Below are 14,168 nucleotides of genomic sequence, written 5' to 3' on the forward strand. Positions count from 1 at the left end.
TCGCGGGCTTCTCAGTGAAAAGGCATTTTTTAGAAATTTACGGGGGATTATTTTTGCGGCGCCGCTTGCCAAGAGGGGGACGTTGCTCTATACTCGATTCTGTCCGACAACCGCATACGGAAACCGGGGGCTGAATGAAGTTCGGCTGAGAGTGGAGCCTTGTGTTCCTGACCGTGAATCTGATCTGGGTAATGCCAGCGTAGAGAACCGCGATTTTTTGACGCGACGACCGTCCTTTGGCATGCATCCATCGATGCGCCCGAGGGCGGTCTTTTTTCTTGGCATTGTGCACGGCGACGGACAAACCAAGACCATGGGGGAGAGAAGAACAGATGAAGAACTTCGTCGGAAAACGATTGATCCTCGCGGCGCTCGCGCTCGCGACGGCGATGCTGGCGGGCTGCGCGGCCGAGAAGCCGGGCGGAGCGGCCGGCGGGGACGAGCCGCGCAAGGTAACGGTCGTGCTCGATTGGACGCCGAATACGAATCATACGGGCTTGTACGTCGCCCAAGCGGAGGGCTACTACGCGGAAGAAGGGCTGGAGGTGGACATCGTGCAGCCGGGCGACGCGGGCGGCGACGCGGTCGTCGCCTCGGGCGAGGTCGAATTCGGCATCAGCGTGCAAGAGAACGTGACGCTGGCCCGCACGCAAGGCTTCCCGCTCGTCTCGATCGCGGCGGTCATTCAGCATAACACCTCCGGCTTCGCCGCGCCGGCCTCCGTCGGGCTGAAGTCGCCGAAGGACTTCGAGGGCAAGACGTACGGCGGGTGGGGCTCGCCGGTCGAGTCCGCGATGCTCGAGTCGCTCATGCAAGAGACGGGAGCGGATTTCTCCAAGGTCGAGATGATGAGCATCGGCAACACGGATTTCTTCACGATGCAGGAGAACGGCATCGACTTCGCGTGGATTTTCTACGGCTGGACCGGCATCGAGTCCGAGCTGCGCGGGGAGCCGATCGATATCGTGTACTTGACCGACTACTCGGAGAAGCTGGATTATTATACGCCGGTCGTCGTCACGAACGAAGCGCGCATCGCCGAGGAGCCGGAGCTCGTCGAGAAGTTCATGCGCGCGACGGCCAAAGGCTATACGTACGCGGCTGCGCATCCGGAAGAGAGCGCGGAGGCGCTGCTGGCCGCCGTGCCGGAGCTCGACCGCGAGCTCGTCGTCGCGAGCCAGAAGTGGCTCAGCGGGAAATATATCGACGACGCGGAGCGCTGGGGCGTGCAGAAGCAAGAGGTGTGGGAAAACTACGCCGCTTGGATGTCGGAGCACGGCTTAATGGAAGGCGAGTTCGACGCCGCGAAGGCGTTCACGAACGAATTTCTGCCGAACTGATTCGGCGTCGAGGGGGAACGGAACGATGGCTAACGCGCTTGTCAGCATTCAAATTTTGCCGAGGACGCCGAACGGGGAGAGCGTCATCCCGTACGTCGATCGCGCGATCGACATCATCAAGGACGCCGGCGTGCCCTATTTGGTCGGGCCGCTCGAGACGACGATGGAGGGGGACCTCGCGGCGCTGCTGGAGGTCGTGAGGCGAATGAACGAAGAGATGGTTCGTCTAGGGGCTCCGAGCGTGGTGTCCCAAGTCAAAATCGCGTACAACCCGACGGACGGCGCCTCGATGGATCGCCTGCTGGCGAAATACCCGCGCTCATGAGGGGCGCCGCGATCCGGGCCGCATGGCCTCCGGCCGCCGCGGCGCTTGCGTTCCTGCTCGTATGGGAGGGCGTCGTGCGGGCGGGCTGGTTCCCGCCGTATTTATTCCCGGGACCGATCGCCGTCGCGGCGGCGTTCCTGGAAAATCCGCCGCTCGTGTTTTCCCATACGGCGTCGACGTTCGGCATCGCCGTCATCGGTTACGCGATCGGCGCCGCCGTCGGGCTGCTCGTCGCGTTCGCCCTGCACCTGTCCGCTTCGCTGCGCAGGGCGCTGGCGCCGCTGCTCATCTTATCGCAGAACGTGCCGACGATCGTGCTCGCGCCGCTGCTCGTCGTCTGGTTCGGCTTCGGCTGGCTGCCGAAGCTCGCGCTGCTCACGCTCGTCTGCTTCTTCCCGATCGCGATCGCGACGCTGGACGGCCTTGCCCGCACCGATCGGGCCATGGTAGGGTATATGCGGATGGCCGGAGCGACCCGCTGGCAAACGTTCTTGAAGCTGGAACTGCCGTGGTCGCTGCCGTCGATGTTTTCCGGCTTGAAGGTGTCCGCCGCTTATAGCGTGCTTGGCGCAGTCATTTCGGAGTGGGTCGGCGCGAAGAAGGGGCTCGGCGTGTACTTGAATTTGATGAAGTCCGGGTATCAGGTAGATAACATGTTCGTGGCGATCGCGTTCATCGCGACGCTGAGCTTATTCATGTTCGGTTCGGTCGTCGCCGTCGAGCGGCGGGTCGTTCGCTGGCATGTCGACCGGTAAGGATAAGGGAGAGAAAACGAATGGGGAACGCGGCGGAGATCGAGACGCCGGCTAACAAGCTCGAGCTGCGGTCGATCGCCAAGACGTATCGGATCGGCGGGCAAACCGCCGACGTGCTGCACGGCATCGACTTAACGGTGCGCGACCGGGAGTTCGTCTCGGTCGTCGGACCGTCCGGCAGCGGGAAGAGCACGCTGTTTTACATGATCGGAGGGCTGACCGAGCCGTCGGCCGGTTCGGTGTGGCTGGACGGCCGCGACGTGACGGGAGAGCGCGGGCTGATCAGCTACATGCCGCAGCATGACGGCTTGTTCCCGTGGCGCAGCATACTCGACAACGTCGTGCTGTCGCAGGAGATCGCCGGCCGCTCGAAGGCGGCCGCCCGCCGGGACGCCCGGGAGTGGCTGCAGCGCGTCGGCTTAGGGGGCTATGAGGAGGCGCTGCCGCATCAGCTGTCCGGCGGGATGCGGCAGCGGGCGTCGTTTCTGCGCGCGCTGCTCAGCCCGCGCGACTTGATGTGCCTCGACGAGCCGTTCGGCGCGCTGGACGCGCTGACGCGGCTCGAGATGCAGCAGTGGCTTCTGCGGATTTGGGAAGACAACCGGCGTTCCGTCCTGTTCGTGACGCACAGCATCGAGGAGGCGTTGCTGCTGTCGGACCGGGTATACGTGCTCGCGGGCCGGCCCGCCACGGTGGCGGACGTCGTCGACGTGCCGTTCGGGCGGCCGCGCGACGAGGCCGTGACGTCGGATTCCGCCTTCCTCTCGCTGAAGAAGCGGATTTACGAGACGCTGCGCGCCGGGAGCGGGCGCGGATGACGAGCGCCGGCATGGTTTGGGATACGCATGTGCATCTGGAGCGGTACGGCGAGCGCGCTCCTTCCCTTGTCGGGGAGAGCGTGTCGGCCGGCGTCGGGCGCCTCGTCGCGGTGTCCATGGATTTGGCGTCGTCCGAGCGGACGGCCGCGCTGGCGGCGTCGTTCCCCGGCGTCGTCCTCCCCGCGTACGGCTTTCATCCGGAGCAGCCGCTGCCGGACGCCGCCGCCTTGGAGGCGCTGTTCGCGTGGATGGAGGCGCGGGCCGAACGCGGCGAACGGTTCGCCGTCGGGGAGGTCGGCCTGCCGTATTACTCGCGGCAAGAAGCGGCGGAGGCCGGCCGGGCCTTCGACGAGGCGCCCTATTTGGCGCTGCTCGACCGCTTCGTCGCCTTCGCCGCGCGGCGCGGCCTGCCGATCGCGCTGCATGCCGTCTACGAGGACGCGGGCAAGGCGTGCGACGCGCTCGAGCGGCACGGCGCGGCGCGGGCGCATTTCCATTGGTTTAAGGGCGACGACGAGACGCTTGCGCGGATCGTCCGCGGCGGATGGTACGTCTCGTTCACCCCGGATTGCTTGTACGATCCGGAGACGCGGCCGCTGCTTGCCCGCGTGCCGCTCGAGCGGATGCTTGCCGAGACGGACGGCCCATGGCCGTTCGAGGGCCCGTACGCCGGCCGGGAGACGCATCCGGCGATGACGGCGGACGTGGCGCGCGCGATCGCCGCCGCGAAGGGGTTGCCGGAGGATACGGTCGTCGAGACGCTCGCGCGGAATGCGCGGCGCTGTTATGAATAAAGGACTGCCGCCGTCGGGATCGACGGCGCAGCCCTTCGTTTCTTTCTGCGTCCTAGACGCTATTCGTATCGATTATAGGAGCGACCGTAGGAGAAGAAGGAGTGGAGACGGCCGCGAAGCCGCTGGAGCAAGCTGTTCGCCTGCGCCTGGGACTTCGCCCAGTCCTCGGCGATTTCCCGTTCGGTCTCCGCGCGGGAAGACTGCCACTTCTCCATGGCCTGCCGGCGGTACTCGGATTCGAAAAACATTGCGCATCCCTCCCGGGCTAAGTTATCTGAAAATTCAGCTATCTAATAAAATGATAGCGCTTACTATATCGTATGTCAATGCGCATCCCTTGGTGCTTGTCCGCATCCTTTTCCATGGTCTCCCTGTAAGTATGGCCCGTCCTCGGAAGGGATATTCGGCGCGAGCGGCGAATACGTTGTGCTAGAAACCGAAACGCGCGCGGCGCGTATGTACCATAACGAAAGCCCGAGGGAGGCGAACCGCTTATGGCGCGGTTGGAGTACAGGTTGGCGGACGCATCGGCGGGACATCCGCTGCTGTATGTTTACAACCACATCGACAAAGACGAAATTTCGATGCGGTTCGCCTGCGATTATTTCGTCAAGGACGGCGTCGTCTACGAGAAGCAGTCCGGCGCGCTGCAGCGCGGCTTGTACGTCATCTATGTTCGTTCGGCTGCGGACGAAAGCGCCGCGGTGCCGGAAGGCGCCGGGGCGGCCGCGCTCGGGGGCGGCATCCGCATCGAGCTGCGGGAGTTTCGCGAAGACGCGTCGACGTATCCGCTGCTGCATACGTTCCGGTATACGGACGACGACGACGCGCTGTTGTTGCTGCAGGCGGACGCGCTCGAGTGGAACGCGCTGGCGTGGAACAAATCGTCTACGGAAGTGGATGAGGATCGAGGCGTGTATGTGTATTATGCGGTGCGGGCGACCGGCGACGGGAGCTAACGGCGCCGCTACAGAGGGAGGGGAAGGAATACATGATAGAAGCGCAAAAGACGCGCCGGATGGCCGGTTTGTTTCTCGCGACGGCGTTGACCGTGTCGGGCTGCTCCTCCGACGGCGCGCTGGCCGCCGACGAATGCTACGACGACGACGAGAACGGGTATTGCGACGATGACGGAGACGGCTCCTACGGCATGCATTATGTCAACGGGCGGAAGGTGTTTTACCGCGCTTCGCTCGCCGACATCGACGTCGACGGCAAGAAGAAGCCGAAATCGGGCATCTCGAAAGGCGTCGCGGCCTCCAAGGGCGGCATCGGCAGCTCGTCGGGCAGCGGCGGGTGAGCCGCATGGACGGCGTAGTGGAGAAGCGGGAAGACGAGACGTACGAAGCGAAGCGGGAGCGGCTGTACGGGCCGTTGCGGTCGGCTGGGGTGTTTTCCTGGGAGACGATCGACGGCGAGGAGTACGCGCTGGCCGATCCGGTCGGACTGTCGCATCGGCTGCGCCGCGCGTTAGCGGAAGCGTCGGAGCGGCTCGGCCGCGTCTATGCGAAGGTGACGGCCGTCGTGCGCGAGGCGGACGACGCGCTGCTGCGGCAGCTCGGGCTGCCGGAGGCGACGTTCGGCGCGGTCCGGCTGCCGATGCCGCTGCAAGCCGCGACGGTCGTCGGGCGGTTCGACTTCGCGGAGACGCCGGGCGGCGTCAAGATGCTTGAATGGAACAGCGATACGCCGACGAGCGTCGTCGAGGCGTTCCGCGTCAACGGGGCCGTCTGCCGAGCGCTGGGCCGGCTCGATCCGAACGAGGGAATGGCGTCGGGCCTCCGCGAGGCGTTCGGCGCGGCCCTGGACGCTTATCGGGAGAGCGGCTACCGGATCGAAGAGGACCGCATCGTCTTCGCCGCGCTCGATTGGCACGAAGAGGACGCGGGGACGACGCGGTACCTGCTCGAAGCCGCCGGCATCGGCGGGCGCTTCGTCCCGTTGTCGTCCCTTCGGGTGTATCGGGATCGGCTTTGCGTGCTGGAGGCCGACGGCGAGACGCATACGCCGGTCGATCTGCTGTATCGGTTGCACGCGCTCGAGAAGCTGGCGGAGGAGCGCGACGAAGACGGATACCCGACCGGCGCGCATGTGTTGGATTTGATTTCGCGGCGCAAGCTCGCGGTGCTCAATCCGCCGTCCGCGTTCATCGCGCAGACGAAGGCGATGCAGGCGCTGATCTGGAGCCTGCACGAGCAGCGCACCTTCTTTACGAAGGAGGAGCATGAGGCGATCGGGGAATTTATGCTGCCGACGTACATGGATAACGTGTTCCACGGTTCGGCGCCTTATGTGCGCAAACCGATCTTCGGACGGGAAGGCGGCGCCGTCGAGCTGTTCGACGCGTCGGGCGTCTCCGAGGCGCGCGACGGCGCGTCGCTGTATTGGAACCAGCCGGCCGTGTACCAGCAGCGGGTCGAATTGCCCCGCGTGCGCGTGCGGACGCTGGGCGGCGACGTCGACGGCAGGCTGCTCTGGGGCGCCTTCCTCGTCGGCGGCCGGCCGTCGGCGGTCGTTTCCCGCATCGGCGGCCCGATAACCGGGAACGAAGCGTATTACGCGCCGGTGGCGCTGCAGGAGTAACTTAATAAGGAGCGTGTAACGGTCATGAGTCAATGGGAGTTCGTTTCGAATTTTTTCTTGTATTTAGTCGTGACGGTGCCGATCATGGCGGTCGGCATCCTCGTGTTCCAGCTGACGACGCCGTACAACGAGTTCGCCCTCATTCGCGAAGGCGCCGACGCGTCCGACCCGACGAAGGCGGCCGCGGCGAAGGCGGCGGCGCACGATCTCGGCGGGAAAATCATCGGGCTTGCCATCGTCCTCGCCTCCGCGGTGTATCATGCGGTGAGCCTATGGGACTTGGCGCTGTGGGGATTGATCGGCGTCGTCTTCCAGGTCGGGGTGTTTTACGTGTTCGAGTGGCTGACGCCGTTCCGCGTCGTAAGCGAAATTCCGAAGGGCAACGTCTCCGTCGGCCTGTTCGCCTCGCGCCTCAGCATCGCTACGGGCCTGCTGCTGGCGGCGTTGATCAGCTATTGACCGTTGGGAAAAAACTTTGAATATAGGGGTTGCATTTGTTCCGAATCCCGGATATAATAAATCTCGTTGACTTCGAGATTCGCTGATGTAGCTCAGCTGGTAGAGCAACGCATTCGTAATGCGTAGGTCGGGGGTTCGAATCCCTTCATCAGCACCATTCCTTTATAAGCGACAGCGCGGTTCCGACTCGTTCGGTACCGCGCTTTTTTATGTTTTTCCCCCGACGAACGTCGCCCGGACGTCCGCCGAACGCGGCGCCCGGCGCGGCGGACTTACGCTTGGGCGTTCAGCCGTTGCAGCAGCCGTTCGAGCGTCATCTCCTCGAACGAGGCGAGCCGGACGTCGTACCGCTCGAAGACGAGCGCTTCCGTCATCGGATTCGGGATGACGACGCAGCGCACGCCGGCGGACGCCGCGGCGCGGGCGCCGTTCGCGGAATCCTCGAACGCGAGCGCCCGCTCCGGCGTTACGCCGAGCCGCTCGACCGCGAGCCGGTACAGCGCGGGATCGGGCTTCACCCGCTCGACGTCGTCGGATGTGCAAAGCGTCTCGAAATAGTCGCGCAGCCCGTGCGTCGCGAGGAAGGGCTCCACCCAGGAGCGCGGACTGCTCGTGGCGAGCCCGATGCGCAGGCCGAGCCGCTTCGCGTCCTCGAGATACGCGACGACGCCTTCCCGCGGCTGCAGGCCGGAGGTTTTCGTCGTGTGGAGCCGATGGGCATTGCTCTTGATCTGCTCGAGCGCTTCGTCCGACCCGGCCTGCTCGCGGAGATACCGGAACATGGCGTCGTCGTACGTGCCGACCCCCTGCGCGAAAATCGCGAGCGGCAAGTCGATCCGGTGCGCGCCGGCGGCTTCCCGATAGCTGTCGTACCATACGGACTCGGTGTCCAGAATCGTTCCGTCGAAGTCGAATATTACGGCTTGAATCAAAGGGGAAGCCTCCTTGGGTTTCGTAGGAAAAAATGATCGCGATCCTCTTTCCCTCGTTCGGTTTGGATGATAAAGTATACACACATTGAATCTTTGCCCGTTGCGGCGGACGAGCGTGAGCGAGGGCGAGGCCGCGCGTATATCGGCATTTTACCATAACGGCGGCGTGAAATTATATGCCGGGGCTCTCCCGGCGGCCGCCGGCCGGGCGGGAAGCGCGCAAGCCGAAGAAGAAGGCAGGTGAGGACCATGACGATGTCGAGATCGGACGAGCGGCGGCGCATTCGGGAGCGCCGAAAGAAGTGGTTAAGGCGCGCGCTATGGTTCGTCGCGACGGTCGCCGTGGCGGGGACGCTCGGGACGTGGCTGTGGGAATGGACCGGCACGCCGGTATTTTTAGAGTAGGAGGAGGCGCGGGGCGATGACGATCTTGCGCAACGACTGGCTCGAGCAAGTCGGCGAACAATTCGAGCTGCCGTATTATAAGCGGCTTCGCGCGTTTCTCAAGTCCGAGTACGGCGCGCATCGGGTCTACCCCGAGCCGGCCGACATCTTTAACGCGCTGCACGCGACGCCGTACGAGGCCGCGAGCGTGGTCATCCTCGGACAAGACCCGTACCACGGCCCCGGGCAGGCGCACGGGCTTAGCTTTTCCGTTAAGCCCGGCGTGCCGCTGCCGCCGTCGCTGTTGAACATTTTCAAGGAGATGCGAGACGATTTGGGAACGCCCATTCCGACGCAGGGCTGCCTGACGCCTTGGGCCGAGCAGGGCGTATTGCTGCTGAACGCGGTGCTGACCGTACGGGAGGGCGAGCCGAATTCCCATAAGGGGCAAGGCTGGGAGACGTTCACGGACGCCGTCGTCGCCCGGCTGAACGCGAGAGAGACGCCGCTGGCGTTCGTCTTGTGGGGCAGCCATGCGCAGGCGAAGGGGGCGGGCATCGACGCCCGCAAGCACCTGGTGCTGCGCTCCCCGCATCCGAGCCCGCTTTCTGCGCACCGAGGCTTCTTCGGCAGCAAGCCGTTCTCGCGCGTCAACGCGTGGCTGACCGCTCAAGGCCGCGCGCCGATCGACTGGACGCTGCCCGGCCGGCCGTAAGCAGGCTACGACCCGCTCGTCTCCGTCGGGGAGAGCGGGTGGGGCTGCTTTTTCACCTTGATGGTCACGACGCCGCCCTTGCCGAACACCTTCGTCTCCGCATGGAACGCCGCCTCGATGATTTTCTTCTTCTCCTCGAACTGGGGCACCGACATGCCCGGCCGCAGCCGGTACCGAAACACATAGAACAAGTCGTCCTCGGTCGCCGTAAGCGTCAGCAGCTGCGGAAACAGCTTATCCTTCTTCGGCTTGACGAACAGATTCGCGACCTCGAACGTCTGCCGCATCCTGCGCGCGTAACGGCTTCGCCAGTGCGATCTCCATGCGCCGTACAACACCGCCGCTACTGCGATCGGCCAAAACCACCGCTCGAGCGCCCCGGCCGCCCCGTCCAACCCGCCGCCCGGAAACAAGGCTTCGAACATGCGCCGTCCCTCCCCCTGCGAAAGCTTCGAGCATCTGCAACGGATGTTTTTCATCCCTATGTACTCTCATTGTATTCGGCCTTGTCCTTGGGATATGCCCTCCTTAAGTAACGAAAAAGCGCCCCCGGGCCGGCATTCGGCTCAGGCGGCGCTTTCGCTGCGTTGCGTCCGTTCGGCGGCGTCCGCGGCCCCTTTGGCGAGCAGGCCGATACCGACGAAAATCGGGAAGGAGTATATGAAACGCCAAGCGAACACCTCGTAAATTTCCACGGCGATCGCCAGCGGCTCCAGGACGAAGGCGTATACCGCTCCAAGGGCGACGCAGCAGACGAAGAACGGCCGCCACCCCCTCGCCCATTGGTAAATGAGCATATATCCCACCGGGATGATGAGATCGGCGGAGATGAGCCGCGGCCCCCAGGGCATCGCCATGCGGGGGTAATCCCACAGCATGTAGCTCCCGCCGATGACGTCGGCCGCCAGCGAGATGCCGAAGACGAGCAGCCCGACCAGCAGGATCGGCTGTAGCCGGCCCCGGTCGACCAGTCGCCAGAATATCCAGTACGAGGCGATCAACGTTCCCAAGAGTAAGAACCATTGGTAAGAGAAGATTACTTCGTTGAAAAAGTAAGCCTCTCGCGCTTCCGTAACCTGCAATTGCAATTGCTGAGATCTTCGGAGCAATTCGTCGTTGGCATCCATCGCCGCACCTCCGCGATTGGTTGGTTCTCCTAACCCCTCCAGCATAGGATGCGCCGTCGGGTGCTTCCTTAGTCGAACTTTGATACAATGGTGGGGACTGCAGGGAGAGAGGTGACGGATATGAAAATGAGAGTTTCCAGCGTACAGTACCATTTGCACACGATCCAGAGCTTCGACGACTTCCGGGCGCAGGTCGAGCATTACGTCAAGACCGCGCAGGAGTTCGGGACGGAGTTTTTGCTGTTTCCGGAATTTTTCACGACGCAGCTGCTGTCGATTCCGAACGCGGACGGCTCCCCGAACGGGATCGAGAAGCTGCCGACGTATACGGAGGCGTATCGGGAGTTGTTTGCGCGGCTCGCCCGCGAGAGCGGCATGCATATCATCGCCGGCACGCATGTGATCGAGCGCGGGGGCTTTTTGTATAATACGGCGCATTTGTTTACGCCGGACGGCTTCGTCGGCGAGCAGCCGAAACTGCATATTACGCCGACCGAGGTGACGGAGTGGAACGTGCGCGGCGGCGACAGCTTCCAGGTGTTCGAGACGCCGAAAGGCACGATCGCGATGCTGACGTGCTACGATATCGAGTTTCCGGAGATCGTCCGGATGGCGAAGGCGCGCGGGGCGGACGTCGTCTTCTGTCCTTCCTGCACGGACGACCGGCACGGCTTCCATCGCGTGCGGTATACGAGCCATGCGCGTACGATCGAGAATCAAATTTACGTCGTTACCGCCAGCACGGTGGGAAGTTTGCCGACGGTCGATTTTATGCGGCTGAATTACGGGCAATCGGCGATTTTGTCGCCGAACGACATTCCGTTCCCGCCGGCGGGCGTGCTCGCCGAGGGCGTCGTGAACGACGATATGATCGTGACGGCGGATTTGGATTTTTCGCTGCTGTACGAAGTGCGCGAGCGCGGCAGCGTCACGACGTGGCGCGACCGGCGCACGGACTTGTACACCGACTGGAAGTGAGGCGAGCGGCATGACGAGCAAGGGCGCGGGCAGGGGCACGGCGAACGCGGGTACGGGCACGGCGAAAGAGGGCACGGGTTCCTACCGTTCGGAGTACGTCGCCTTCGACCGGGAAGGGCGGCCGATGAACGCCGTCATCCGCAATTACGTCCCGGCCGACTTCGACGCGTTGATCGACATTCAGCGGGAATGCTTTCCGCCGCCGTTCCCTTCCGAGCTGTGGTGGACGAAGGAGCAGCTGGCTTCGCATGTGCGCCTCTTCCCGGAAGGGGCGATTTGCGTCGAGGCCGGCGGGACGCTGGTCGGCTCAATGACGGCGCTGATCGTCCGGTACGATCCGGCCGAAGCGGTACATACGTGGGCGGAGACGACCGGGGAAGGCTCGATCTCGACGCACGACCCGTCCGGCGATACGCTGTACATCGTCGACGTGAGCGTCCGTCCGGCGTACCGGTCCTACGGCTTCGGCAAGGCGATGGCGTTCGCGATGTACCATCTGGTGGTGGAGCGTCGCCTTGCGAGGCTGCTGGGCGGCGGACGCATGTCGGGCTATCACCGCTATGCGGATACGATGACGGCCGAGGAATACGCCGCGGCGGTCGTCGCCGGCCGGCTGAAGGATCCGGTCATTACGTTCTTGCTGCGCTGCGGGCGGACGCCGGTGCGCGTGGCGCCGAATTATTTGGACGACGAGGAATCGCGGAATTACGCGCTGCTGATGGAGTGGAAAAATCCGTTCCTGCGGCCGTGACCTGACATAAGGAGTGGAAGAGACCCGATGGAATATGTACGGATCGAGAGCATTCAGGACCCGTTGTTCGCGAAGATGCATGCGTTGATGGGGACCATTTTCCCGCCGGAAGAGGTGTTGGAATTTTCGCTTTGGGAGGAGCCGCTGAAGGATCAGGGCTTACGCGTCTACGTCGCCGTGCACGAGGGCGAGGTCGTCGGCGCGACGGAGTACCGCTACTACCCGGACATGCGCGTCGCCATGACGGACTTTACGATCATCGGGCGCGAGGGGCTCGGCATCGGGCCGTTCCTGGTGAAGCATCGGGCGGCGGATTTGGCGGCTTGGGTGGCGCGCACGTCGGGACCGATGCTCGGCATGTTCGCGGAAATTTATAACCCGTACGCGGTCGAGGATCTCGGCTTCGGCGGCGTGAAGCCGATGAACCCGTACGTGCGGCGCGAGGTGCTGGCGCATCTCGGCTATCGCCGGTTGGACATGGACTATGTCCACCCGTCCTGGCAGGGCGACGGCGAGGCGGTCGGCGGGTTGAACCTTGGCTTTCTGTCCGCGGACGAGTCGATGGAGGCGGTGCCGGGCGCGTTGATCGGCCGTTTCCTGCGGACGTACTACGAGATTTTGAATCCGAAGCCGGCTGCCTGGCTCGAAATGGTCGAGGCGGTCGAGCGCCGCGACGCGGTGCCGCTGCTGCCGCTGTAAGTCGTGTAAGCCGTTGTAAGCTGCTGTAAGCCGTTGCGGCGGTCTGGGGTCGTCGCTGCGAGCGCCCGGAGGGAGACCCGTGCCTGCCGGCGAATTCGCGGAGAGCGCGTTTTCCCTGCGCCCCGTTTCGCAACGGGTAACAAGCGGGGAGTCGGCGGAATGCGGCGCAGTCGGCGGAGAAATTCGGTAACTAGCAGGGAAATCGGCGGAATGCGGCGCAGTCGGCGGAGAACCCCGGTAACTGAGTTGGGCGCGTTGTGGGAGCGGGAACCTTCCTCTAGGTTTTCGCGTATTAGGAGTAGATTGCACTCAACGTACATAGGAGGACGGTAGATATGTCGTTTTTTAATCGGATGATGGCCAGCATCGGGATCGGTGCGGCGCAGGTGGACACGTTGCTCGAGAAGTCGCGCTACGAGCCGGGCGAGACGCTCTCCGGCGTCGTGAAGGTGAAGGGCGGCAATGTGGAGCAACAGGTCGATACGATCTATATTTCGGTCATGACGCAATATGTGAAGGAAGTCGATGACCGAAAAGTGTACCAGAACGCCGAGATTTCGAAGATGCGCGTCTCCGAGCCGTTCCGCATCGCGCCGGGCGAGACGAAGGAAATACCGTTCTCGTTCGCCCTTCCCTTGTCGACGCCGCTCACGGTCGGCCGTACGCCGGTGTGGCTGCAAACCGGGCTCGACATTAAGAGCGCGGTCGATCCGACGGACGCCGATAAGATCGAGGTCGTGCCCAACGCCGCGATGCGCGCGGTTATCGACGCTGTGAACGAGTTGGGCTTCCGTCTGCGCAACGCCGACTGCGAATACGCGCCGCGCTTCGGCTACGGTTCGTTCGTACAGGAGCTCGAGTTCGTGCCAGTATCCGGCGCGTATCGCGGCCGTCTCGACGAACTGGAAGTCATCATGTCGCCGCAGCCGTCCTCCGTCAACCTGTTCCTTCAGGTCGATCGCCGGGCGCGCGGCCTCGCCGGGCTGTTCGCCGAAGCGATGGAGATGGACGAGACGAACGTTCGTTGTTCCATCGACGCCTCCACGATCGCGCGCGGTCCGAGCGCCGTCGCTGCGCAGATCGACGCCGTAATTCGACGCTACGCCTAAAGCTTGCCCTACACCGAGCGCGCCCTTCACCGAATTTCTTTCGGTGGAGGGCGTTTTTTGTTTCTTGCGACGGCCGGGCCCGGAAAGTGGGAAAGGTGTACCCGGAAAGAGGGAACGCTGTACCGCGAAAGAGGGAAGGGTGTTCCCACTTGTACGTTGGGGTCGTCGAGGGCGCCAGGGGCTGCGGGGCCATGGGGTGCGAGTACGGGTGCGACGCGGGGCTACGAAGCCTTGGGGTGCCGGGTACGGCGCGATGCGGAAAGTGGGAAAGGTGTACCCGGAAAGAGAGAACGCTGTACCGCGAAAGAGGGAAGGGTGTTCCCACTTGTACGTTGGGGTCGTCGAGGGCGCCAGGGGCTGCGGGGCCATGGGGTGCGAGTACGGGTGCGACGCGGGGCT

Annotated in this window: 19 protein-coding genes and 1 tRNA gene; 16 read left to right on the forward strand and 4 right to left on the reverse strand. The window is 63.8% G+C overall.

What is annotated here, in order from left to right; translation table 11 throughout:
• Window positions 1-332 precede the first annotated feature (332 nt).
• The 5 genes from VEZ38_RS14110 to VEZ38_RS14130 are packed head-to-tail and all read left to right on the forward strand — an operon-like array spanning window position 333 to window position 4,032.
• Window positions 333-1,340, forward strand: coding sequence for an ABC transporter substrate-binding protein (locus VEZ38_RS14110; protein WP_324894458.1), 1,008 nt, complete (start codon window positions 333-335; stop codon window positions 1,338-1,340).
• 25 nt (window positions 1,341-1,365) lie between these two features.
• Window positions 1,366-1,665 carry an MTH1187 family thiamine-binding protein gene (locus VEZ38_RS14115; RefSeq protein ID WP_324894460.1) on the forward strand — a complete coding sequence of 100 codons (300 nt, stop codon included), beginning with the start codon at window positions 1,366-1,368 and terminating at the stop codon, window positions 1,663-1,665.
• The gene (locus VEZ38_RS14120) at window positions 1,662-2,420 is read left to right on the forward strand and encodes an ABC transporter permease (protein ID WP_324894462.1); all 759 of its coding nucleotides are present in this window, start codon (window positions 1,662-1,664) and stop codon (window positions 2,418-2,420) included. The genes VEZ38_RS14115 and VEZ38_RS14120 overlap by 4 nt, the downstream gene beginning before the upstream one ends.
• A 20-nt stretch (window positions 2,421-2,440) precedes the next feature.
• Window positions 2,441-3,238: an ABC transporter ATP-binding protein gene (locus VEZ38_RS14125; protein ID WP_324894464.1), complete on the forward strand. Its 798-nt coding sequence runs from the start codon at window positions 2,441-2,443 to the stop codon at window positions 3,236-3,238.
• The gene (locus VEZ38_RS14130) at window positions 3,235-4,032 is read left to right on the forward strand and encodes a TatD family hydrolase (RefSeq protein ID WP_324894466.1); all 798 of its coding nucleotides are present in this window, start codon (window positions 3,235-3,237) and stop codon (window positions 4,030-4,032) included. Before VEZ38_RS14125 ends, VEZ38_RS14130 begins: the two co-directional genes overlap by 4 nt.
• Window positions 4,033-4,091: 59 nt before the next feature.
• Here VEZ38_RS14130 and VEZ38_RS14135 read toward each other — a convergent pair whose 3' ends face one another.
• The gene (locus tag VEZ38_RS14135) at window positions 4,092-4,280 is read right to left on the reverse strand and encodes a hypothetical protein (protein WP_324894468.1); all 189 of its coding nucleotides are present in this window, start codon (window positions 4,278-4,280) and stop codon (window positions 4,092-4,094) included.
• Window positions 4,281-4,526: 246 nt separating this feature from the next.
• Here VEZ38_RS14135 and VEZ38_RS14140 point away from each other — a divergent pair, with 246 nt between their 5' ends.
• The 5 genes from VEZ38_RS14140 (at window position 4,527) to VEZ38_RS14160 (ending at window position 7,231) form a co-directional block, all read left to right on the forward strand.
• On the forward strand, window positions 4,527-4,991 hold the full coding sequence (locus VEZ38_RS14140) for a hypothetical protein (RefSeq protein WP_324894470.1): 465 nt from the start codon (window positions 4,527-4,529) through the stop codon (window positions 4,989-4,991).
• A 32-nt stretch (window positions 4,992-5,023) separates the two neighbouring features.
• Window positions 5,024-5,332 (forward strand): hypothetical protein, encoded by a 309-nt coding sequence (locus VEZ38_RS14145; protein WP_324894472.1) that lies wholly within the window; start codon window positions 5,024-5,026, stop codon window positions 5,330-5,332.
• 5 nt (window positions 5,333-5,337) lie between these two features.
• Window positions 5,338-6,615, forward strand: coding sequence for a glutathionylspermidine synthase family protein (locus VEZ38_RS14150; protein ID WP_324894474.1), 1,278 nt, complete (start codon window positions 5,338-5,340; stop codon window positions 6,613-6,615).
• A 24-nt stretch (window positions 6,616-6,639) separates the two neighbouring features.
• Window positions 6,640-7,074: a DUF350 domain-containing protein gene (locus VEZ38_RS14155; protein WP_324894476.1), complete on the forward strand. Its 435-nt coding sequence runs from the start codon at window positions 6,640-6,642 to the stop codon at window positions 7,072-7,074.
• Window positions 7,075-7,155: 81 nt separating this feature from the next.
• Window positions 7,156-7,231 (forward strand) — tRNA-Thr (locus VEZ38_RS14160).
• Between the two features lie 115 nt (window positions 7,232-7,346).
• Here the strand turns inward: VEZ38_RS14160 and VEZ38_RS14165 are convergent.
• Window positions 7,347-8,006 carry an HAD family hydrolase gene (locus VEZ38_RS14165; RefSeq protein WP_324894478.1) on the reverse strand — a complete coding sequence of 220 codons (660 nt, stop codon included), beginning with the start codon at window positions 8,004-8,006 and terminating at the stop codon, window positions 7,347-7,349.
• Between the two features lie 249 nt (window positions 8,007-8,255).
• On the opposite strand from VEZ38_RS14165, the gene VEZ38_RS14170 reads away from it, so the two are divergent.
• Both VEZ38_RS14170 and VEZ38_RS14175 read left to right on the forward strand, forming a co-directional pair.
• A complete protein-coding gene (locus VEZ38_RS14170; protein WP_324894480.1) occupies window positions 8,256-8,411 on the forward strand; it encodes a hypothetical protein in 156 nt (51 codons plus the stop codon).
• Between the two features lie 16 nt (window positions 8,412-8,427).
• Window positions 8,428-9,105, forward strand: a complete 678-nt coding sequence (locus VEZ38_RS14175; RefSeq protein WP_324894482.1) for a uracil-DNA glycosylase — start codon at window positions 8,428-8,430, stop codon at window positions 9,103-9,105.
• 5 nt (window positions 9,106-9,110) lie between these two features.
• On the opposite strand, the gene VEZ38_RS14180 is transcribed toward VEZ38_RS14175, so the two are convergent.
• Both VEZ38_RS14180 and VEZ38_RS14185 read right to left on the reverse strand, forming a co-directional pair.
• Window positions 9,111-9,530, reverse strand: coding sequence for a hypothetical protein (locus tag VEZ38_RS14180; RefSeq protein WP_324894484.1), 420 nt, complete (start codon window positions 9,528-9,530; stop codon window positions 9,111-9,113).
• Window positions 9,531-9,671: 141 nt separating this feature from the next.
• The gene (locus tag VEZ38_RS14185) at window positions 9,672-10,232 is read right to left on the reverse strand and encodes a CBO0543 family protein (RefSeq protein WP_324894486.1); all 561 of its coding nucleotides are present in this window, start codon (window positions 10,230-10,232) and stop codon (window positions 9,672-9,674) included.
• 120 nt (window positions 10,233-10,352) lie between these two features.
• Between VEZ38_RS14185 and VEZ38_RS14190 the strand changes: the two genes are divergently transcribed.
• From VEZ38_RS14190 to VEZ38_RS14205, 4 genes are all read left to right on the forward strand, one after another.
• Window positions 10,353-11,210, forward strand: a complete 858-nt coding sequence (locus VEZ38_RS14190) for a carbon-nitrogen hydrolase family protein (protein WP_324894488.1) — start codon at window positions 10,353-10,355, stop codon at window positions 11,208-11,210.
• 124 nt (window positions 11,211-11,334) lie between these two features.
• Window positions 11,335-11,961: a GNAT family N-acetyltransferase gene (locus VEZ38_RS14195; RefSeq protein WP_324894494.1), complete on the forward strand. Its 627-nt coding sequence runs from the start codon at window positions 11,335-11,337 to the stop codon at window positions 11,959-11,961.
• A gap of 27 nt (window positions 11,962-11,988) precedes the next feature.
• Window positions 11,989-12,660 carry a GNAT family N-acetyltransferase gene (locus tag VEZ38_RS14200; RefSeq protein WP_324894490.1) on the forward strand — a complete coding sequence of 224 codons (672 nt, stop codon included), beginning with the start codon at window positions 11,989-11,991 and terminating at the stop codon, window positions 12,658-12,660.
• Window positions 12,661-12,995: 335 nt separating this feature from the next.
• Complete coding sequence (locus VEZ38_RS14205) at window positions 12,996-13,769, forward strand: sporulation protein (RefSeq protein WP_324894492.1); 774 nt, start codon at window positions 12,996-12,998, stop codon at window positions 13,767-13,769.
• Window positions 13,770-14,168: the final 399 nt, after the last annotated feature.

The sequence above is a fragment of the Paenibacillus sp. genome (assembly GCF_035645235.1).
In the GTDB taxonomy this organism is placed as follows: Bacteria; Bacillota; Bacilli; order Paenibacillales; family YIM-B00363; genus Paenibacillus_AE.

Bases quoted from the DNA above. Each gene is read 5' to 3' on its own strand.
- VEZ38_RS14110 (WP_324894458.1), top strand. From the start codon at position 333: ATGAAGAACTTCGTCGGAAAACGATTGATCCTCGCGGCGCTCGCGCTC.
- VEZ38_RS14140 (WP_324894470.1), top strand. From the start codon at position 4,527: ATGGCGCGGTTGGAGTACAGGTTGGCGGACGCATCGGCGGGACATCCG.
- VEZ38_RS14195 (WP_324894494.1), top strand. From the start codon at position 11,335: ATGAACGCCGTCATCCGCAATTACGTCCCGGCCGACTTCGACGCGTTG.
- VEZ38_RS14190 (WP_324894488.1), top strand. From the start codon at position 10,353: ATGAAAATGAGAGTTTCCAGCGTACAGTACCATTTGCACACGATCCAG.
- VEZ38_RS14135 (WP_324894468.1), bottom strand. From the start codon at position 4,280: ATGTTTTTCGAATCCGAGTACCGCCGGCAGGCCATGGAGAAGTGGCAG.
- VEZ38_RS14205 (WP_324894492.1), top strand. From the start codon at position 12,996: ATGTCGTTTTTTAATCGGATGATGGCCAGCATCGGGATCGGTGCGGCG.
- VEZ38_RS14180 (WP_324894484.1), bottom strand. From the start codon at position 9,530: ATGTTCGAAGCCTTGTTTCCGGGCGGCGGGTTGGACGGGGCGGCCGGG.
- VEZ38_RS14120 (WP_324894462.1), top strand. From the start codon at position 1,662: ATGAGGGGCGCCGCGATCCGGGCCGCATGGCCTCCGGCCGCCGCGGCG.
- VEZ38_RS14175 (WP_324894482.1), top strand. From the start codon at position 8,428: ATGACGATCTTGCGCAACGACTGGCTCGAGCAAGTCGGCGAACAATTC.
- VEZ38_RS14170 (WP_324894480.1), top strand. From the start codon at position 8,256: ATGACGATGTCGAGATCGGACGAGCGGCGGCGCATTCGGGAGCGCCGA.
- VEZ38_RS14145 (WP_324894472.1), top strand. From the start codon at position 5,024: ATGATAGAAGCGCAAAAGACGCGCCGGATGGCCGGTTTGTTTCTCGCG.
- VEZ38_RS14185 (WP_324894486.1), bottom strand. From the start codon at position 10,232: ATGGATGCCAACGACGAATTGCTCCGAAGATCTCAGCAATTGCAATTG.
- VEZ38_RS14200 (WP_324894490.1), top strand. From the start codon at position 11,989: ATGGAATATGTACGGATCGAGAGCATTCAGGACCCGTTGTTCGCGAAG.
- VEZ38_RS14130 (WP_324894466.1), top strand. From the start codon at position 3,235: ATGACGAGCGCCGGCATGGTTTGGGATACGCATGTGCATCTGGAGCGG.
- VEZ38_RS14125 (WP_324894464.1), top strand. From the start codon at position 2,441: ATGGGGAACGCGGCGGAGATCGAGACGCCGGCTAACAAGCTCGAGCTG.
- VEZ38_RS14155 (WP_324894476.1), top strand. From the start codon at position 6,640: ATGAGTCAATGGGAGTTCGTTTCGAATTTTTTCTTGTATTTAGTCGTG.
- VEZ38_RS14150 (WP_324894474.1), top strand. From the start codon at position 5,338: ATGGACGGCGTAGTGGAGAAGCGGGAAGACGAGACGTACGAAGCGAAG.
- VEZ38_RS14115 (WP_324894460.1), top strand. From the start codon at position 1,366: ATGGCTAACGCGCTTGTCAGCATTCAAATTTTGCCGAGGACGCCGAAC.